Below are 15,544 nucleotides of genomic sequence, written 5' to 3' on the forward strand. Positions count from 1 at the left end.
CATTTTTGAAACCCTATATTTGTCCGTTTTTAAAATAGACCTATTTAATTATAATTTAAGGAATAATGCAGAACAAGGGACTAGTTAAAGTTTTTGCAATTTTATTTGGGCTGGTATGCCTTTACCAGTTGTCGTTCACCTTTATAAGTAATAATGTTGAAAACGATGCTGAGGAGTATGCAGAACAAAGAGTTGGTGAAGGGGTAGAAAATTACTCTGAATTAAGAGATGCTGAGGAGCAGAGATATCTTGATTCTATTGGGAATGAAGAAGTTATTGCAGGAATTACCTACAACAGTGCAAAGGAAAAAGAATTAAACAAGGGTCTTGACTTAAAAGGAGGGATCAATGTTATTCTTCAAATTTCGGTTAAGGACATTTTGCGGGGGCTTGCAGAGAATACAAACGATCCTTCATTTAATCAGGCTATAAGCCGTGCCGATGAAGCACAGGCAGAGAGCCAGGAAGATTATATAGATCTTTTTTTCGAGGAATTTAACAGTATTCCAGATGCAAGTTTAGCTTCTCCTGATGTGTTCTTTAATAAAGCACTTAGCGACGACATAAATCCCGATATGTCTAATGAGGAAGTAGAGGAAATTATCAGGCGAAGAGTCGATGAATCTATTACTTCAGCATTTGAAGTGTTGCGTAAACGTATAGATAAATTTGGTGTTACCCAGCCAAATATCCAGCGTCTTGGAAATTCCGGGAGAATACTGGTTGAGCTGCCGGGAGCTAAGGATGTGAACAGGGTTAAAAATCTGCTGCAAAGTACAGCCCAATTGGAATTTTGGCATGTTTATAAAAATACAGAATTAGGTAATTTCCTTTTTGAAGCGAACAATGTCCTGGCCGATATTGTTGGGGGTGAAGAAGAGATTTCTGAAACCACTACAGCTGCAGATACGACAACTACTACAGAGGATGAGGATATTAGCGAACTTCTTGCAGATGCTGAAGATACTACAGAAGTAGCTGCAGGAAATAACCCCTTATTCGAACTTATTCAATCTCCCGGCTTCCAGGGAAGCCCGGTACTTGCAACTTTTGGAGTTGCCGATACAGCAAAGGTGAACGATTACTTGAGCAGGTCCAGGGTGCGTTTCTTGTTGCCAGTTGAGCAGCGATATGCAAAATTTGTATGGGGCGTTCCAGATGAAGAAACAGGTACTGTTGGTCTATATGCTCTAAAGGGTAACCGCAATATGGAGCCACCGTTAAGCGGAAGTGTAATTACAGATGCACAGCAAACTTATGGTCAATTAGGTAATGTTGCCGTTTCTATGCAAATGGACGGTACAGGAGCTAAAATCTGGGAAGAGATGACCGGTCAGGCTTCCAGCCAGCAAAGTAATATTGCTATTGTGCTGGACAATATTGTTTATTCTGCACCCGGTGTTTCTACAGGCCCAATTTCTGGAGGTAGAAGTGAGATTTCCGGAGATTTTTCAATTACTGAAGGTCAGGATCTGGCAAACGTTTTACGTGCCGGTAAACTTCCCGCTTCAGCAGAAATTATTCAGAGTGAAATAGTAGGGCCGTCTTTAGGACAGGAAGCTATAAACAGCGGAGTGATATCTTTTGTAATAGCATTGGTATTTGTACTTCTATGGATGATTTTCTACTATGGTAAAGCGGGTATATTTGCAGATGTTGCACTTGTAGTGAACATTCTGTTTATTTTTGGAATCCTTGCTGGATTAGGTGCCGTACTTACCCTTCCGGGTATCGCGGGTATTGTTTTAACGATAGGTATTTCGGTAGATGCCAATGTGCTTATCTTCGAGAGGATCAAAGAAGAACTTGCCAAGGGTAAATCTCAGGTAGATGCTATTAGGGACGGTTTCAGTAATGCGCTTTCTTCTATTCTTGATGCTAACATTACGACAGGCTTAACCGGTTTTATATTATTAATATTAGGTACAGGTCCAATTAAAGGTTTTGCCACTACGTTATTAATAGGTATAGCAACATCTCTTTTTACTGCAATTTTCGTAACGAGATTATTTATCGACGGTTATGGTAAAAACGGAAAATCGTTGCAGTTCTCTACCGGGGCCACTAAGAAGCTTTTCACGAATATGAACATTGATTTCCTTGGAAAAAGGAAGATTGCTTATATAGCTTCAGCAATATTTATAATTATTAGTATAGGATCTTTGTTTGTACAGGGGCTTAACCAGGGTGTTGATTTTGTAGGAGGAAGAACTTATACGGTGAGATTTGATCAGGATGTTAACCCTACGGAAGTTGAGCAGGATCTTGTTGCTGTCTTCGGAAGTGCTGAAGCAAAAACCTTTGGTCCAAACAATCAGCTTAAGATTACCACAAATTATCGCGTAGAAGATGAAGGAGCACAAGTAGATGAAGAGATTCAGCAAAGCTTGTATGAGGCTCTACAGAGCTATCTTCCTGCAGATTTTTCGTATGATGAATTTACTGCCGGTTCGGGAGAAAGATCTCTGGGGATTATGCAGTCTATGAAGGTAGGACCTACTATAGCAGATGATATAAAGAATGCATCCTTCTGGGCAGTTTTAGGCTCTCTTATTGTTGTTTTCTTGTATATCCTGTTGCGATTTAGAAAATGGCAATTCAGCCTTGGTGCCGTAGCTGCGGTATTCCATGATGTCCTTATTGTTCTGGGTATTTTCTCCCTGCTTTATAAGGTAATGCCTTTTAGTATGGAAATTAACCAGGCTTTTATTGCTGCAATTCTTACTGTAATTGGTTATTCCCTAAATGATACCGTGGTGGTGTTCGATAGGATTAGGGAGTTCGTTAATGAACATACCAGCTGGCCTCTGGGCAAAACCATCAACAATGCACTTAACAGTACCTTAAGCCGTACATTAAACACCTCGCTTACTACATTAATCGTACTGCTTGCGATCTTTATCTTTGGAGGGGAAAGCATCAGAGGGTTTATGTTTGCTCTTATAGTTGGTGTTATTGTGGGTACATACTCATCTATATTTATTGCTACACCAATCATGTTTGATAGTGTAACCGATAAATCCAAGATAGAGAAGAAAAAGAAAGAGGAAGAAGAAGTGGAAAAAGCAGGTACAACTACGACCACAGCTTAACTTCTTCTGAAAATAACATAATTGAAAAGGCTTTCCACTTGGAAGGCCTTTTTATTACTTCTTGCTTAGATTAAAGACTGATAATTGCCTTTTTTCAAGCTTCATTTAGATTATAGTACTACTTTGATAAGATTTCAGACGTAGAAGTTATTCTGAAGAGGTTATGTCATTAAGTCTCTCATTGATTCCGATCAATTCTAAGGCTGATAATTGCCATTTTCAGTCGGTGCCTTTTAAAAAGTCAATGCAATTACTTCTGAAGGTGATGTTCGCTATTGTCTTTGCTGATTCAGAATATTATCAGGTCGATAATTGTCATTTTCAGGCAGTACCTTAAAAATTTAATCTGCATTTATTCTGAAGATAGTTCTGGCTTTTTGTTCCGCCGATTCCGATCAATTCTAAGACCGATAATTGACATTTTCGTGCATCCATGTGTTTGCAGGTATACCTTAAAAGATTTTAGGCTGAATTCTTCTGAAAACTCTCGATTTTTTCCTTCAGCTTCAGGTAATCTTGCAGAAAATTGTCATTTTTCAAGGTACAGGGCAGCAGGAATAATTTCGGGCACAAGAGTAGACCGATAATTGCCATTTTGAGAAGTTCTTCTAAAATTAGCCGAAGCTTAAGAATTTCTTATTCCTCTGTTTTTACTACTGAAAATGTATCGCCTGCTTCAATATTCCAGTTTTCGACAAGTCCGGCGTTAATTTCGAGTATAAACTGGGCCGCTTGTCCAGATGGCAGGTTGCCTTCATTTAAAGGTTCTGCATTTTCCTGAAAACTTACGGCTGTACTGTCACTGTCGTAAAAGATGAGATCTAAAGGGAAGTAAGTGTTTTTCATATAAAAGTTACGCGGAGATTCTGTGGTGTACACAAAAAGCATTCCCTGGTGCTCTTCCATACTTTGCCGGTACATAAGGCCGGTTTCCCTTTCATAATCACTATCGGCAATCTCAATATCAATCCTCTGGATCGTATCACCTTCAGCTTTAATTAGGTATAATTCTCCTTCTTTGGTAAAAACTATAGGTTCTGTTTCTATACTTTCATTTTCTTCAGAATCGCTTTTACATCCGGTAAACAGGATTCCGTAGAGTGCAAGAATCAGAAAAATGTTCCTTCCGGTCATAGCATCCGTTTTTTTGAAGGCCTGAACATAAAATAGAATCCTGCCAGGATAAAAGGTATACTAAGCCATTGTCCTGTATTTAACAGCCATACTGCACGTTCTTCTACTTGTGGCTCCTTCAGGAATTCTATAAAGAACCTCACTGTCCATAGAAGTACAAGGAATGCTCCAAAAATATAACCGACTTTAAATCGTTTTTCAGTTTTCCAGTACAGATAATACAGAAAGCCGAAAATTGCCAAATAACACACTGCTTCGTATAACTGTGCGGGATGCCTTGGAAAAGTTTCCCCAAGCTTCTGAAAAATTACTCCATAATCTGAATTTGTAGGTTTTCCAACAATTTCAGAGTTCATAAAATTACCTAATCTCACAAAAATACCTCCGCACGCTACCGGTATTACAACTCTGTCCAAAATCCATAAAACTGGTCGGTCCAAAATTCGTTTTTTGTACAGGAACATGGCTGTAATTATTCCTATTGCTGCTCCATGGCTTGCAAGACCCCTGAATCCGGTAAATTGAAATTCGGGTTCAAAACGTACGGGAAGAAATATTTCCAGCAGGTGAAATTGGAAGTAGTCCCAGTCGTAAAAGATAACATGTCCAAGCCGGGCTCCTATAAGAGTAGCCAAAACGGTATAAATAAAGAGAGAATCGAGCTTTTCAATTTCAATCTTCTCCCTAACAAATATACTTTTCATGATATACCATCCCAGGCCAAAAGCGATAAGGAACATCAAACTGTAATAATGAAGCATAAAAAAACCCAAATCCAGGCCTTCTGAAGGATTCCATTGTATGGCGTTAAATAACATGAAAGGAAATTATGTGTTAAGAAAGTAAATATACATATTTGAATGTTTCTGCCATATCATTTATGTGCAGATTTTGAAGGAACGGGATCATATCCCGAGCCTCCCCAGGGATGGCAACTTAATATCCTCTTTAAGCTCAGCCATCCGCCTTTAAAAAAATCGAACCTGTAAAGGGCAGTAAGCGTGTATTGGGAGCAGGTGGGGGTGTAACGGCATGTAGCAGGGGTTACGGGAGATATGAATTTCCGGTAAAATTTTACCAGGAGTATAAACGGATATGCCAGCCACCGCTCCACAGGATCAATTTAATGAAAATGTAGTTCCTTCTTTCCCGTCTTTTAACTGAATCCCGATTTCTTGTAACTGATCCCGGATTTTATCGCTCGTGGCAAAATCTTTATTTGCCCGCGCTTCCGCTCTAAGTCTTATAAGCAGTTCTATGGTATTGGAAAGTTTGTCTGTAGAGCTATTGTTTTCCTCCAAAACGTCCTTCAATCCAAGCACATCAAACATAAAATCGGCCATTGTTTTCTTCAGTGCTTCTTTATCTTCAGGAGTAATAGTGGAAGCTCCTTCTTTGATGTTATTAATTGTTTTAACAGCATCAAATAACCTGGCAATTAGAACAGGGCTGTTAAAATCATCATTCATGGCGTCGTAACAAGATTGTCTCCATTCAGTTAAAGAAAAAGAAGAGGAGTTGTTATCTGGAAGATTTTCTATGGAATGATAAGCTTCCATTAACCTGTTAAAGCCTTTTTCACTTGCTGCAAGTGCTTCGTTGGAGAAATCCAGAATGCTCCTGTAATTTGCCTGAAGCATAAAGAACCGGGTGACATTTGGGGAAAAAGCTTTCTCCAGAATATCATTATTTCCACTGAAAATTTCATTCGGCAGAATATTGTTACCCGTACTTTTTGCCATTTTCTTCCCATTTAAGGTCAGCATGTTGGCATGCATCCAGTAATTTACAGGACTTTTTCCGGTTGCAGCTTCTCCCTGGGCAATTTCACATTCGTGATGTGGAAATTTCAGATCCATTCCGCCTCCGTGAATATCGAATTCTTCTCCCAGGTACTTTGTGCTCATTACTGTACATTCCAGGTGCCATCCGGGAAAGCCGTCGCTCCAGGGTGAAGGCCACCTCATAATATGCTGCGGTTCTGCCTTTTTCCAAAGTGCAAAATCCTGCGGATTCTTCTTGTCAGATTGTGCGGCAAGTTCCCGGGTGTTGGCAATCATATCTTCAATCGCCCTGCCGCTCAATTTTCCGTAGTTATTCTCCTCATTAAATTTTAAGACATCAAAATAAACCGAGCCATTAGCTTCATAAGCAAATCCGTTTTCAATAATGGTTTTAATGATCTCGATTTGTTCCACAATATGGCCAGTGGCTGTAGGTTCTATGCTGGGAGGGAGGTTATTGAATTTTTCAAGGATGTTATGAAAATCAATCGTGTAGCGCTGCACAACTTCCATAGGTTCAATCTGCTCAAGCCGTGCTTTCTTTGCTATTCGATCCTCTCCGGTTTCAGCATCATTTTCGAGGTGTCCTGCATCTGTGATATTTCTAACATACCTCACTTTATATCCCAGGTGCTTTAAGTATCTAAAAACAAGATCAAAGGAAATAAAGGTCCTGCAGTTGCCCAGGTGAACATTGCTGTAAACCGTTGGCCCGCAAACATACATTCCAATATTACCTTCATTAATAGGAGTGAATTTCTCCTTTTCCCCCGTCATGGAGTTATAAATTTGTAAGCTTTGTTCCTGGTAAAGCGCCATAAATGCCCTGTTATTTAATGAATTCTACGCTGGTTAAAAATTTGTTTCAAGTTTAATATAGTCCAGAAATTCACGTTTAGTCTCTTTTTCTTTAAAAGCACCCCCAAATTCACTGGTTACCGTGCTACTTTCGATGTCCCTTATTCCCCGGCTGTTAACGCATAAATGTTTTGCGTCTATTACGCAGGCAACATCTTTTGTTCCAAGTACGTGCTGTAATTCCTGTACAATCTGCATAGTTAAACGCTCCTGTACCTGCGGGCGCTTGGCAAAATAATCTACAATACGATTCATCTTGGAGAGGCCTACAACAGAGCCATTTGAGATATAGGCCACGTGTGCTTTACCAACGATAGGCAATAAATGATGCTCACATGTGGAATAGACGGTGATATTTTTTTCGACAAGCATTTCTCCATACTTGTACTTATTGTCAAATGTTGATGCTTTGGGTTTTCTCTTTGGGTCAAGACCAGAGAAAATCTCATTAACAAACATCTTTGCTACTCTTTGTGGCGTACCCTTTAAACTGTCATCTGTTAAATCAAGTCCCAGGGTCTTCATGATATTATTTACATCTTGCTTTATAAGTTCAATTTTTTCAAGATCGCTTATTTCGAAAGCATCATCACGAAGGGGAGTTTCAGCACTACTACTTGCGTGCGCTTCTCCAAATTCATCTATTTCGTTCAAAATCTTATCTATTTTCATCCTATTTTTACAATAATAGTCGTAAACCGGGAGTTTAGCTTGCAAAGATACATATTTATAAGCTTTCAGGAGAATAGTTAATTGAAAGCGTAATAAAAAGTATTAGGATTTTATTCTTTAATTTGCAGCAGAGCCAATATTTGATGAAACCTAAATTTTTCATACACTTAATTGCGATATATTTACTTTTAACGACAGGTAACTCTTACGGGCAGGGCAGCTTGTGTGAGGATGTTGAACCTTTTTGTGCGGGGGATCAGGAACTGGTATTTCCAAATTCAAATTTTTTAAGCGGCTCTTTGTCCGATGGGCAGGCAGGTCCATATTATGGTTGCCTGGTTTCACAACCATATCCTGCGTGGTTTTATCTTCAGATAGAAAATTCCGGCAATCTGCAATTTAAAATTTCACAATTTCAGAATGAAAATGGTTCAGGAGAAAGCCTGGACGTAGACTTTGCTGTTTGGGGCCCTTTTAATGAAGATGAAGATTATTGTAATAATGCTGCTCTTAGCCGCCAGAATCTTGTAGACTGTAGTTTTTCACAATCGGCTGTAGAGGGTATGACGATTAATAACGCCCGGGCTGATGATATTTATATTGTGCTTATCACCAATTTCTCGGAGTCTCCGGGTTATATCAGTCTGCAGCAGACCAACTCTTCCCAGACTGGTGCCGGTGCGACAGATTGTAGTATCCTGGAAAGTACACTGGGGGAGGACAGGATAGGTTGTGGTGACGAACAGATTATTCTGGACGGTACAACAAATGGAGCAATAGATTATGAATGGTATGTCTATAATGAAGCTTCTGGAACATATGATATCCTTGCAGATGAAACAAATTCAACTTTAAGCGTTATTAATAGCGGTAATTACAGGGTTGTGGTTTACGGTGCTGAAGCAGACGATACTGCAGAGGATGACGTGAATGTTACATTTTATGATGAGCCTGTGGCTACTTTACCCGCAGATTTTGTAATCTGTTCTAAGGAAGGTGAGCCTGTAAATTTAACAGAAGCATCTGCCGAAATTTTATCTGGTAATTCAAACCGGGAAAATTACAATGTGAGGTATTATGAATCTGAAGAAGCGGCAGAGGAAGACATCCCGGTTAATTCTCCTGCAGCCTACATTTGGGAAGAAGGTGAAGAGATTTTTGCACAGGTTGTGGGGGTAGAGAGTGGCTGCAGATCTAGTTTGGTTTCCTTTGGTTTTGATCAAACGGTTTTTCCTGAAGTAAATCTTGATGAGATAACCCAGGCTTGCTTAAATCCCAATGGAGATTTGCAAAGTGAAATAGTGATTGGGAGTGACCTGGGAACAGGATATTCTTACCAGTGGAGAAATAATAACGGAATAGTCTCCAATGAAGCGGTTCTCGTTTTTTCTGAAGTTCCGCCTTTACAGAGTTACAGGCTGGTCCTTACTGATAATGAAACCGGGTGCACCCGGAATTTCGAGACTGAATTGCGATACACTTCAGCACCTGCTGAAGTGCTTATTAATATTGAAGGAAGTGATTTTACAGGTGGGACTACCGTAACGGCTGAAGCTATGCAGGGTGTTGGCGAAGCAACAGAATATGAGTACCAACTCGATGACGGAAGCTGGCAATCTGGTGCCGTCTTCCAAAATGTGAAGCCGGGGAATCATGTGGTTAGGGCAAGGGAAATCAATGGCTGCGGTATTACCAGTTCCGATGATTTAAGTATTGTAGGTTATATGCGCTTTTTTACACCAAATTCCGACGGTTATAACGATACCTGGACCCTTGTTAATGAAAATGATGAAAGCAATTTAACAATCAGGATTATTTATATCTTTGATAGGTATGGAAGGCTGTTGAAGCAAATTTCACCTTCTGGTCCCGGATGGGATGGTACCGTAAAAGGTGAAGATCTTCCTGCCGATGATTACTGGTTTAAAATTATATTTGTGAATGAGTCAACTGCTGAAACTGGTGAGTTCAGAGGTAACTTTAGTCTTATTCGATAAAAAAAGAGACTAAAAAAACAGCAAGAAGCTTCCTGCTGTTTTTTTAGTCCCTCTATGTTAATTAAGTATCTTTCTCTGTTATAGACCAAAACTAAGGGAAATTACAAAATTCGAAATATCACGATCGATATTTGCCGTATTTGTCAACCCAACGTTATATAATTCCCTGGAATCTGAATATTCTGTTTTATTATAAGCTAAATCCAGTCTAACAGCTCCAAAGCTATATCCAAGTCCACCAGAATAGCCGGTCACTTCTCCTATATCGCCCTGATCTTTATAAGGACTTTCTTCAAACCTGTAGCCTCCACGTAAACTCCAGTCCTGGATACGGTATTCTCCACCAATCCTGTAGCTCGACACAGCCTGAAAATTTTCTGAAATATCCTGATTCTGGATGCTGAAGTCGGGATCATTTTCGGGACGAAATTCCATATTGGTATAATCCTTATAAGAGTAATCAAAGCTAATCAATCCATTCCCGCCAAATAAAAATGCGAGACTTCCGGTATATTTTCCGGGGGTTTTAAGGGTGTAATCAGGATAAACATTAATGGCCTCGGGATAGACAACTGTAGTTCCCTCCACGTTATTATCTGTTTCCAGGTACTGCGTGGTTTCTTCCCTTATGTTGTACCATGTGGGCGACTCATAAGAAGCACCTAATCTCACCGTCTGATTTACCTTTGCTATAGCGCCAAGTTGAAACGAGAAGCCATCACCGGTCGTGCTTAAGTTATTCTCAAATTCCACATACGTAGTATTGCTTCCGGAGTTACTATTTGATTCGGTAAAGAGGGTGGTGCTGTCGTAGTTCAAAAAATGGCTGTTTAAATTAACTCCCAGGTAAAGAAAATCCTGATACTGGGTTGCGAAGTTAAAAGATAATTTACCGTTCATCCCGGTAGATGCCAGAGCATAATTTTGTGCAAAACTACCTTCCGAAATAGCCGAGGTGTAAGAGGTGTTTTCCAGATCTGTAGTCACAGGATCGATAATAAAACCCTGGTAGCCTAACATTGCCTGCTGTGCTCCAAAACCCCGATTTTCACCCAAGAAGGTATACAGATCTGTCACGTCCTCTCCATCTACTGTTTCCAGTAGATCTAAAGGAACACCATCAGCATAGCCCAAAAAGTACTCGTCTATGGAAGTATTGCTCGTTCCCCTGGCAACAAAGTTGTCATCAAAGTTGCTGGTCTCAGAAAAATTTAGACCCAAGGTGAATTTTTTCCATGGGCTTTCACCATTTCCCTGAAATACCAAAACCCCTCCAGCCTGGGAAAAATTAAAATCTGAACGTTCGCTGGTGGTTAATCCGTTAAAGTAATTCACCGAATTTTCCGAATTGCGGTGGTCCAGAGTAATTGTAGCGAAACTGTTCAAAAAAACCGCAGAACCGGCGGGATTTGTATTTAATGCAGATATATCACCACCAAGGGCACCAAAAGCACCACTCATTGCGCGATAACGAGCTGTTCCTGTTAATTCTTCTGAAGAATATCTATAGGCATCTGCACTTGTTTGTCCTGCTACGTAGGAAATGGATAGCAATCCAAAACAAATAATGGAAAAAAGCTTTTTCATGGTATTTAAGATTTTTTAAATGAGGTACTTACAAAAGACCTTACAGTGTTTGGCTGTAAGGTCTACTGTAAAATTTTTTGGTAAAGCAGCCGGGATTATCCTCTGCCTCCTCTTGAAGAGGATCGTCCTCCACCGGAGCTTCTGGTACCGGAACTGCTTCTTCCTGAGCTGCCGGAGCTGCGCACTCTTCCGCTGCTACTTCTTGTAGGGGTGGAAGATCTTGTTTGTGTACTTCTACTCCTGGTAGGGGAGGAGGATCTTTGGTAAGAAGTATTTCTTCTTGATGATTCTGAATTTACTCTTACAGGAGTAGATCTGGTCCTGCTTCTACTATAAACGTTGGAATTATCATTAGAAGATCTTACAGATCTGCTACGGGAACCGCTGTAATCTGCAGTTCTGTTACTTCTTATTTCCCTAATGCTGCGGGAATAAGAGGAGTTTCTTGTTCGTGCATTGGTAGCCGATGTATTTCTATTGCTCCTGCCGGTATAAGATTGCCTGGAGTTTCTTCTTCCTTCGTTATAGGCCACTTCACGTCTGTTGTCGTAATGTCGGTAGTACGGAGAGCCGTACCAGCCACGGTTGTAAAGTCCACGATTATAAAAATAAGGGTTGAAAAAACCAGAATAACCCCAACCGAAGCCTATACCATAACCACCCATAAAAGGATGTCCAAAGCCTGATCCCCAATAAGGATCCCATGCTCCCCAGTAAGGATTGCCCCAGTATCCACCATAACCGGCATAACCATAGCCAAAGCGGTTGCCCCAGCCCCAACGGTAAGGACTATACAGTCCGCCGTACCAGCCGCTATTATAAATATTAACAGTATATTCATCAGGATCTGCGCCCCATGGAGCATAACCACCTGTATAAGCCATAGAATCATTGTAGTATTCCTCTTCCTGCCCTTCTGCAGAAGAATAAGATTCTACATCAGTAAAAATGGCGCCGTTTTCCAGAACGTCATTGTACATCTGGGATTTTTCAGCAAACAGATTTTTGTAATAATTGCTATTGCCGTTATTGTTTTCGGTTTCTGCATAACGTTCCTGTCTGGTATCAGTCCTTCGGTCATATCGAACATCTGGATTAGGATCACCATAAATGCCATCATTTCCATAGCCTGTGTACTGGTAAGAACCGCAGGACGCTAATAATAGCAAAAATACAGGAGCCATGAAAAAGGTAATCTTTCGGGATATGTTGTAATTGCGTATCATTAGCTTGTATTTTATTGTTGAACATTTCAAAATTAGTTAGTTTTGCGCTAACTAACAGGGGATTTAACTTGTAAGTAATAAAACACAAGTTTTATGCCAAATACTTGATTAATGGGGAAGAAATTAACTACCAGGAGTGAAGACTATTCCAAATGGTACAACGAACTGGTTGTAAAAGCCGATCTCGCAGAGAATTCGGCAGTTCGCGGCTGTATGGTGATAAAGCCATATGGTTATGCAATCTGGGAAAAGATGCAGGGCGAATTGGATAGGATGTTTAAGGAAACGGGGCACCAAAATGCTTATTTTCCGCTATTCGTTCCAAAGAGCCTTTTTGAAGCTGAAGAAAAAAATGCCGAAGGTTTTGCAAAGGAATGTGCGGTTGTAACGCACTATCGCTTAAAGAACAATCCTGACGAGCCGGGAAAATTAATGGTGGATCCCGAAGCAAAGCTTGATGAAGAACTGGTGGTAAGGCCTACTTCTGAAGCAATTATCTGGAACACTTATAAAAACTGGGTGCAGTCTTACCGGGATTTGCCCATACTTATCAACCAATGGGCGAATGTTGTACGGTGGGAAATGAGAACACGACTATTTCTTCGTACGGCCGAATTTCTTTGGCAGGAAGGTCATACTGCGCATGCCACCAAGCAGGAAGCCTTGGATGAAGCGATGCAGATGAATGATATTTATGCCACTTTTGCTGAAGAATTTATGGCTATTCCGGTAGTTAAAGGAAGTAAAACTGAAAATGAACGCTTCGCGGGAGCAGAAGAGACGTATTGCATTGAAGCTCTTATGCAGGATGGCAAAGCTTTACAGGCAGGAACGTCTCACTTTCTCGGGCAGAATTTTGCGAAAGCCTTTGATGTAAAATTTGCATCAAAAGAAGGTGGCCTCGAGCATGTATGGGCTACATCGTGGGGGGTTTCTACCAGGCTAATGGGTGCGCTCATTATGACGCACAGTGATGATAACGGGCTTGTACTTCCTCCAAATCTGGCGCCAATTCAGGTGGTTATAGTTCCTATTTATAAAAGCGAAGATCAGTTAGCCCAAATTTCTGAAGTAGCCAATAAGCTAACTTCAGACTTAAGGGCGAAAGGGATTTCTGTAAAGTATGATGATCGTGATACGCAAAAGCCGGGTTGGAAATTTGCCCAATATGAGCTTCAGGGTGTGCCGGTACGCCTTGCTATTGGTCCAAAAGATGTTGAAAAAGGAACAGTAGAGTTGGCAAGGAGGGACCTTCTAAGTAAAGAGTTTGTAAATCAGGATGAGGTGGTGGAAAAGGTAAGCGCACTAATGACTGAGATGCAGGATTCATTATTTGAAAAAGCTAAATCATTTAGAGATTCTCATGTTACTGAAGTAGATTCTTTTGACGAATTCAAAAAAGTCTTAAAAGAAAAAGGAGGATTTATTTCTGCTCATTGGGACGGTTCACCAGAAACAGAAAATAAGATAAAAGAACTTACAAAAGCTACAATACGCTGTATACCATTTAATCAGGAAAAGGAGGAAGGTAGTTGTGTGCTAACAGGGAAACCTTCTTCCCAGAGGGTACTGTTTGCAAAGGCGTATTAATTTTTAAAATTTTTTTGTTTCACATTTGCGCCATTCAAAAATAGTTGTATTTTTGCATCCGCAATTAAACAAAAAATGGTCCGTTCGTCTAGGGGTTAGGACGCCAGGTTTTCATCCTGGTAACAGGGGTTCGATTCCCCTACGGACTACAACAAGTACAAATTTTGAAATTTGTATTTAAGTGATCGAAAAAGATCGATATTTGAAATAATTCATGGTCCGTTCGTCTAGGGGTTAGGACGCCAGGTTTTCATCCTGGTAACAGGGGTTCGATTCCCCTACGGACTACTTTTAAGAAAATAATTTAAACAGAATTTGTAATGGCAAATCACAAGTCATCGTTAAAGAGGATACGTAGTAATGAGGCTAAGCGTCTTAGAAACCGCTACCAGCACAAAACTACAAGGAATGCTATCAAGAAACTGAAGGAAGCTGATAAGAAGGAAGCCGAAGCATTGTTACCTTCTGTAGTTTCTATGGTAGATAAATTAGCGAAGAAGAATATCATTCATGACAATAAAGCCGCTAACCTTAAGTCTCAATTGACTAAGCACGTAGCTGCGCTTTAAATTTTAATAGTGTTCAGTTTATAAAAGAATGCTTTCTGTGAAAACGGAAGGCATTTTTTTATTACCAAGTATTCGTCGGTTCATGGCAGCATAATAAATTTCTTGCTTAAAGGTTTCAGTTTAAAAAACCGAAACTCCTGTGAGTGTAGTCAACCTTTCCAGTGCTTTCATCCCAAGTTCAGAATTTCCTTTAGGGTTTAAAATAGGGCTCCACACTGCAACCGAATAATTATCTGGGTGGATGGCCACAATACCACCGCCCACACCACTTTTTCCGGGAAGACCGACTTCAAAACTAAATTCACCGGCTTCATCGTAGAAACCACAGGTTTGCATAAGTGCATTTATCCGTTTTACAATTTTAGGCTCAATAAAACTCTCACCTGTCTCCAGGATGGTGCCTTTGTTTGCAAAAACCATAAACGCTTTGGCGAGATCCCTGCAGGACATCGCCAGGGAACACTGGTGAAAATAAAAATCCAGGATTGGATCTACATCACATTTAATGTTTCCCAACGCCTTCATGTAATTTGCCAGGGCAATATTTCGATATCCGTTCGATTTTTCTGAAATAGCAATAGTTTCATCATAATGGATATCGTCGTCTCCGGTTATTTTTCTCACAAAAGCCAGAAGATCTTCTTTAGGATTATCAAGATGGTCTACAAGGATATCTGAAATTACCAGCGCCCCGGCATTAATAAAAGGATTCCGTGGGATTCCGTTTTCCTGCTCAAGCTGGGTAAGGGAATTAAAAGGATTTCCTGAAGGTTCTACATTTACACGGCGCCAAAGGTCTTCTCCCATAATGTTCATGGTCATCGCCAGCGTAAATACTTTGGTAATACTTTGTACAGAAAAATTCTCTTCGCTATCGCCAAAGCTGTAGTGCTGCTTCTTGCCACAATAGAGGTGCATTCCAAACTTTTTTGGATCTACTTTGGCGAGTTCCGGTATGTAAGAGGCTACTTTGCCGCTTACATCACGATAGCTCATTTCTTCATAAATATTGTCAAGAATTTTCTGATAATCCAT

Annotated in this window: 12 protein-coding genes and 2 tRNA genes; 6 read left to right on the forward strand and 8 right to left on the reverse strand. The window is 40.3% G+C overall.

The features are described 5' to 3' along the window. Window positions 1-65: 65 nt before the first annotated feature. Entirely contained in the window at window positions 66-3,092 is a 3,027-nt protein-coding gene (gene secDF, locus RM529_RS01005; RefSeq protein WP_311482881.1) for a protein translocase subunit SecDF, read from the forward strand. A gap of 636 nt (window positions 3,093-3,728) precedes the next feature. On the opposite strand, the gene RM529_RS01010 is transcribed toward secDF, so the two are convergent. Genes RM529_RS01010 through folE form a run of 5 tightly spaced genes read right to left on the reverse strand, consistent with a single transcriptional unit; the run spans window position 3,729 to window position 7,540 of the window. Further along, window positions 3,729-4,226, reverse strand: coding sequence for a DUF192 domain-containing protein (locus RM529_RS01010; RefSeq protein WP_311482882.1), 498 nt, complete (start codon window positions 4,224-4,226; stop codon window positions 3,729-3,731). Beyond that, on the reverse strand, window positions 4,223-5,044 hold the full coding sequence (lgt, locus tag RM529_RS01015) for a prolipoprotein diacylglyceryl transferase (protein WP_311482883.1): 822 nt from the start codon (window positions 5,042-5,044) through the stop codon (window positions 4,223-4,225). Before lgt ends, RM529_RS01010 begins: the two co-directional genes overlap by 4 nt. Before the next feature lie 56 nt (window positions 5,045-5,100). Next, on the reverse strand, window positions 5,101-5,328 hold the full coding sequence (yidD, locus tag RM529_RS01020) for a membrane protein insertion efficiency factor YidD (RefSeq protein WP_311482956.1): 228 nt from the start codon (window positions 5,326-5,328) through the stop codon (window positions 5,101-5,103). Window positions 5,329-5,344: 16 nt separating this feature from the next. Then, window positions 5,345-6,829, reverse strand: a complete 1,485-nt coding sequence (gene cysS, locus RM529_RS01025) for a cysteine--tRNA ligase (RefSeq protein ID WP_311482884.1) — start codon at window positions 6,827-6,829, stop codon at window positions 5,345-5,347. A gap of 33 nt (window positions 6,830-6,862) precedes the next feature. After that, entirely contained in the window at window positions 6,863-7,540 is a 678-nt protein-coding gene (gene folE / locus RM529_RS01030) for a GTP cyclohydrolase I FolE (RefSeq protein WP_311482885.1), read from the reverse strand. Window positions 7,541-7,683: 143 nt separating this feature from the next. Here folE and RM529_RS01035 point away from each other — a divergent pair, with 143 nt between their 5' ends. Beyond that, on the forward strand, window positions 7,684-9,537 hold the full coding sequence (locus RM529_RS01035) for a T9SS type B sorting domain-containing protein (RefSeq protein WP_311482886.1): 1,854 nt from the start codon (window positions 7,684-7,686) through the stop codon (window positions 9,535-9,537). A gap of 78 nt (window positions 9,538-9,615) precedes the next feature. On the opposite strand, the gene RM529_RS01040 is transcribed toward RM529_RS01035, so the two are convergent. Further along, window positions 9,616-11,124, reverse strand: coding sequence for an OmpP1/FadL family transporter (locus RM529_RS01040; protein ID WP_311482887.1), 1,509 nt, complete (start codon window positions 11,122-11,124; stop codon window positions 9,616-9,618). A 95-nt stretch (window positions 11,125-11,219) separates the two neighbouring features. Then, entirely contained in the window at window positions 11,220-12,350 is a 1,131-nt protein-coding gene (locus tag RM529_RS01045) for a hypothetical protein (RefSeq protein WP_311482888.1), read from the reverse strand. 111 nt (window positions 12,351-12,461) lie between these two features. On the opposite strand from RM529_RS01045, the gene proS reads away from it, so the two are divergent. From proS to rpsT, 4 genes are all read left to right on the forward strand, one after another. After that, window positions 12,462-13,940 (forward strand): proline--tRNA ligase, encoded by a 1,479-nt coding sequence (gene proS, locus RM529_RS01050; protein ID WP_311482889.1) that lies wholly within the window; start codon window positions 12,462-12,464, stop codon window positions 13,938-13,940. Window positions 13,941-14,017: 77 nt separating this feature from the next. Next, window positions 14,018-14,089 (forward strand) — tRNA-Glu (locus RM529_RS01055). Window positions 14,090-14,156: 67 nt separating this feature from the next. After that, a tRNA-Glu gene (locus RM529_RS01060) sits at window positions 14,157-14,228 on the forward strand. 32 nt (window positions 14,229-14,260) lie between these two features. Next, window positions 14,261-14,509, forward strand: coding sequence for a 30S ribosomal protein S20 (gene rpsT / locus RM529_RS01065; protein WP_311482890.1), 249 nt, complete (start codon window positions 14,261-14,263; stop codon window positions 14,507-14,509). Window positions 14,510-14,629: 120 nt separating this feature from the next. Here rpsT and RM529_RS01070 read toward each other — a convergent pair whose 3' ends face one another. Beyond that, window positions 14,630-15,544, reverse strand: coding sequence for a glutaminase (locus RM529_RS01070; RefSeq protein WP_311482891.1), 915 nt, complete (start codon window positions 15,542-15,544; stop codon window positions 14,630-14,632).

The organism is Autumnicola edwardsiae (assembly GCF_031846505.1).
GTDB classification, from domain to species: Bacteria; Bacteroidota; Bacteroidia; order Flavobacteriales; family Flavobacteriaceae; genus Autumnicola; species Autumnicola edwardsiae.